Genomic DNA, 4,009 nt, shown 5'->3' with positions numbered 1-4,009 from the left:
CCCCGAGGGTCACCTGGACCCCGGCGGCGCGCAGCGTGGCCGCGCCGCCGGAGGCGACCGGGTTGGGGTCGGGCACGGCGACCACGACGCGGGCCACCCCGGCGGCGATGAGCGCGTGGCTGCAGGGGCCGGTGCGGCCGGTGTGGTCGCAGGGCTCCAGGGTGACCACAGCGGTGCCGCCGCGGGCGCGGGCGCCGGCCTGGGCCAGCGCGACGATCTCGGCGTGCGGGCCGCCGGCGTAGGCGTGGAAGCCCTCGCCGACGACCTCGCCGTCGGTGTCGAGCAGCACGCAGCCGACGACCGGGTTGGGGCTGGTGGCGCCGAGGCCGCGCGCGGCCAGTTCGATGGCACGACGCATCGCCTCGTCGACGGAGACGCTCGCCATGGCCGTCTGTCCTCCCGCTCGCCGGTCGCGCGCGGGCGGGTTCGGGAGCAGCGGCCACAAAGCCGCGGACACGCGGCGGCGGAGAACCCGGGGACGGCGTCGCCGACCCCGGGGAGCCCACGCGGCGGCTGAGGGTGCTCAGCGGCCGGCAGGGGCCTCCCCCGTTCCGCGCGCTGTCTCCCATCCGGACTGTCTGGGGGCGGACGAGCCGCACCCCAACCGTCGGCCCCGGATTCTCACCAGGTCCACCGTCCGGCCGAAGCCGTCCGGGTCGCGGGCTTACCACGGTCGGACCGTGGATCACCGCCGGTTCGGAATTTCACCGAGCCCCGCCAGCGCGTGGTGGGTATACGGGAAGTCTTACACGTTCCGGCCGGGTGCGCGCCACAGAGGCGAGCTACCTCACAGGAGCGCTCAGGTGACGCCGCGCCGGCGGTCCACCGCCACGTACGAGCCGGGCTGGCTCTTGGCCACCGTCTTCATCTCCGAGGCCACCGCGATGGCCTCCAGCGGGTCGGTGAACCGCTTGCCGGAATCGGACAGCGACACCCCGATGGAGAGCGTGACGAGCGCGGCGCGGCGGATGTTGCCGCGCCGGTCCTTCAGCTCGACGAAGCCGCGTTCCCGGTCGGTGGCGTCGTAGAGCGCGTCCGCGGCCTTCTCGAAGTCGACAACGGCCCGGCTGGTCAGCGGCCGGACCTGGCTGGGCGCGCAGACGATCACGAAGTCGTCGCCGCCGACGTGCCCGAGGAACGCCGGCGGCAGCCCGATCGACACCACCGCCCGGTGCAGGCTGCGGGCCAGCGCCGAGATGAACTCGTCGCCGCGCACGAAGCCGTACCGGTCGTTGACGCTCTTGAACCGGTCGATGTCGATGTAGCCCACGGCGTAGTCGACGCCGTTGCGGACCCGGTCGCTGATCTCCCGCCGGATCCGGCTGTTGCCGGGCAGGCCGGTCAGCGGCGAGACCTCGCGGAACTCCTTGTTGCGCCGCAGCGTGGAGTTGACCCGGGCCACCAGCTCCAGCGTGTCGAACGGCTTGACCAGGTAGTCGTCGGCGCCGACGCTGAGCCCGTTGACCTTGTCCTGGGTCATCCCCTTGGCGGTCAGCATGATCACCGGCAGCGCGGAGGTCATCGGGTCGGCGCGCAGCCGCCGGGTCAGCTCCAGGCCGTCGACGCGCGGCATCATCAGGTCCACCACCGCCAGGTCGGGCCGCTGCCGCTCGATGATCTCCAGCGCCTCCTGGCCGTCACTGGCGTGCAGCACCTCGAAACCGTGCAGGCGCAGGTTGAACTCGACGAAGCGGGCGATGTCCTCGTCGTCGTCGACGACCAGGATGACGTCGGGGCGCTCGCCGGCCGCGTCCATCTCAGGCCCCGGTCATCGCACGTTCCGCCAGGCCCCGCAGGCGGCGTACCGCCTCCGCGGGATCGTCGGCGCCGTAGACGGCGGTGCCCGCGACGAACGCGTCGGCCCCGGCCGCGGCGGCCTGCTCGATGGTGTCCGCGGCGATGCCGCCGTCGACCTCGATGCGCAGCTCCAGGTGGCCGCTGTCGACGTGCCGGCGGGCGGCGCGCACCTTGTCCAGCAGCTGCGGCAGGAACCGCTGGCCGCCGAAACCGGCCTTGATCGTCATGATCAGCAGCGTGTCGAAGCTCGGCAGCAGCTCCAGGTACGGCTCGATCGGGGTGTCCCGGTCGATCGCCAGGCCCGCCTTCGCCCCGGCCGAGCGCAGATCCTTGGCCAGCGCCACCGGGTCGTCGCACGCCTCGGCGTGGAACGTGACGTTGTACGCCCCGGCGTCGGCGTACCCGGGCGCCCAGCGGCGCGGATCGGTGATCATCAGATGCACGTCGAACGGGATCTCGGTCACGGCGCGCAGGCTCTGCACCACCGGCAGCCCGATGGTCAGGTTGGGCACGAAGTGGTTGTCCATGACGTCGACGTGCAGCCAGTCGGCGGCGGGCTCCACGGCACGGACCTCGTCGGCGAGGCGGGCGAAATCGGCGGCCAGGATGCTCGGCGCGACGATCGGCGGCGGTACGGTCACCGGGCCAGTGTACGAACGCGGTGATCCGGAGGTCGCGGCACGGCTCCCGGAGCGACAGGTGGTGAGCCTTCCGTCACCCGTGGTGCACCATCGGGCCGTCCGGAGCGGAAAATGGCACGAATAGTCGTCGGTGACTAGCCGATCGATTGAAAGATGACGAAACTCCTACAGGGACGGTCACGTATGCTGCACGCCCGGGCGCGGGGGACGCCGGTCGGGCCTATGGCGACCGGCTGCCATCTCTCCCGGAAGGGGCGGACGATGCGACGGTGGCTCCACGTGCTCGCGCTGGCCGGCGCCGCGACTGCGGTGCTCGCCGGCTGCGCTCAGACACACCGGGCCGACGGCGACCTGATCGACGACTGGGCGGCGCTGCCGGCGCCGCGGCTGTTCGTACCGGCGACAGACGCGTGCCTGCCCCGGCTCACCACGGTGGTGGCTGCCGCCACGTACGAGACCGTCGACTGCGCGGGCAGCCACCTGGCCGAGACGGTGCACGTCGGCACGTTCACCGGGCCGGAGACGCTCGGCGACCGCCCCGAGCCGGGCACCCCCGCGCTGCGGACCGCGCGCGCGGAGTGCGACCGGAGCGCCCGGGAGATGATCGGCGGGGACTGGCACGCCGCCCGGCTCACGCTGAACATCGCGCTGCCGACTGTGGCCGCCTGGGGCGCCGGCGCGCGCTGGTTCCGCTGCGACCTGGCCGAGACCGACAGCATCGACAACACCCGTCCGATCAACCGGGTCGGCAGCCTGCGCGGCGCGCTGGTCGGCGACAACCCGCTCGTGCACAGGTGCTTCGACCCGAAGCTGATCGGCAAGAACCTCAACTACATGGCCCCGGTGCTCTGCACCGAGCCGCACCGCGCAGAGTTCGTCGGCGTGTACGAGGAACGCGACATGAGCTGGGCGGAGTTCACCAAGGGCGCGCCCACCACGCACCGGCGCTGCATGACGCTGATCGCCCAGTTCGCCGAGGTGCCGGACAACGCCGAGCTGCCGTACCGGGCCGGGTCCATCTACTACCCACCGTCGCAGCGGGAGTGGGAGGAGGGCGACCGGGGGGTGCGTTGTTTCCTGTGGAGCGACGACCGCAAGCTCAACCGATCGGTGCGCGGCGCCGGTCCCGAGGGGCTCCCGGTGACCTGATCGGCTGCCGTATGCTGCACCGCCGAGGCGTACCGGGGGGCCGGTCGGCTCCGGACGCACGGGGAGGTCGGTCGCGATGCGGCGTTTGTGGGTGGCGGTCACCGTGTCAACGGTGGCGGCGCTGGCGCTCGGCGGCTGCGCCGCGCCGGCCGGAGTGGACCGCGACCTGACCGACGACTGGCCCGCGTTCGCCGCGCCGGTCGGCTTCGTGCCGAGCACCGGGGCCTGTCACCCCACCGTCGCCGACGTCGGCTACCTCAGCGGCTACCAGCCGGGCGACTGCGCCGCCACCCACCGCGCCGAGACGCTGCACGTCGGCACGATGAGCGGCCCGGAGGCGGAGCGCTCCGCCCCGCCGCGCACCGGCTCGGCCGGCATGCGCGCCGCGCACGGCGACTGCGCCCGCCAGGTCACCCAGGCCC

At 73.2% G+C, this 4,009-nt stretch carries 5 protein-coding genes and 1 riboswitch; of the genes, 2 read left to right on the top strand and 3 right to left on the bottom strand.

The window, feature by feature from the left end; translation table 11 throughout:
- The 3 genes from ribD to rpe all read right to left on the bottom strand — a co-directional run.
- Nucleotides 1–385: bifunctional diaminohydroxyphosphoribosylaminopyrimidine deaminase/5-amino-6-(5-phosphoribosylamino)uracil reductase RibD (ribD, locus tag KBX39_RS25245; protein WP_210872842.1), on the bottom strand; the 385-nt coding region annotated here is incomplete at its 3' end.
- Between the two features lie 168 nt (nt 386–553).
- A riboswitch (FMN riboswitch) is annotated at nt 554–726 on the bottom strand.
- 73 nt (nt 727–799) lie between these two features.
- Nucleotides 800–1,756, bottom strand: a complete 957-nt coding sequence (locus KBX39_RS25240) for a response regulator (RefSeq protein WP_043324938.1) — start codon at nt 1,754–1,756, stop codon at nt 800–802.
- Between the two features lies 1 nt (nt 1,757).
- Complete coding sequence (gene rpe, locus KBX39_RS25235) at nt 1,758–2,438, bottom strand: ribulose-phosphate 3-epimerase (RefSeq protein ID WP_043324939.1); 681 nt, start codon at nt 2,436–2,438, stop codon at nt 1,758–1,760.
- Between the two features lie 261 nt (nt 2,439–2,699).
- Between rpe and KBX39_RS25230 the strand changes: the two genes are divergently transcribed.
- Both KBX39_RS25230 and KBX39_RS25225 read left to right on the top strand, forming a co-directional pair.
- Nucleotides 2,700–3,587, top strand: a complete 888-nt coding sequence (locus KBX39_RS25230) for a septum formation family protein (protein WP_064448498.1) — start codon at nt 2,700–2,702, stop codon at nt 3,585–3,587.
- A 76-nt stretch (nt 3,588–3,663) separates the two neighbouring features.
- On the top strand, nt 3,664–4,009 hold a 346-nt coding region (locus KBX39_RS25225; RefSeq protein ID WP_210872840.1), incomplete at its 3' end, for a septum formation family protein.

The organism is Micromonospora sp. D75 (assembly GCF_018070405.1).
In the GTDB taxonomy this organism is placed as follows: domain Bacteria; phylum Actinomycetota; class Actinomycetes; order Mycobacteriales; family Micromonosporaceae; genus Micromonospora; species Micromonospora chalcea.
The sequence above is the reverse complement of the archived record's forward strand: the minus strand, read 5'-3'. Positions and strand labels throughout refer to the sequence as shown.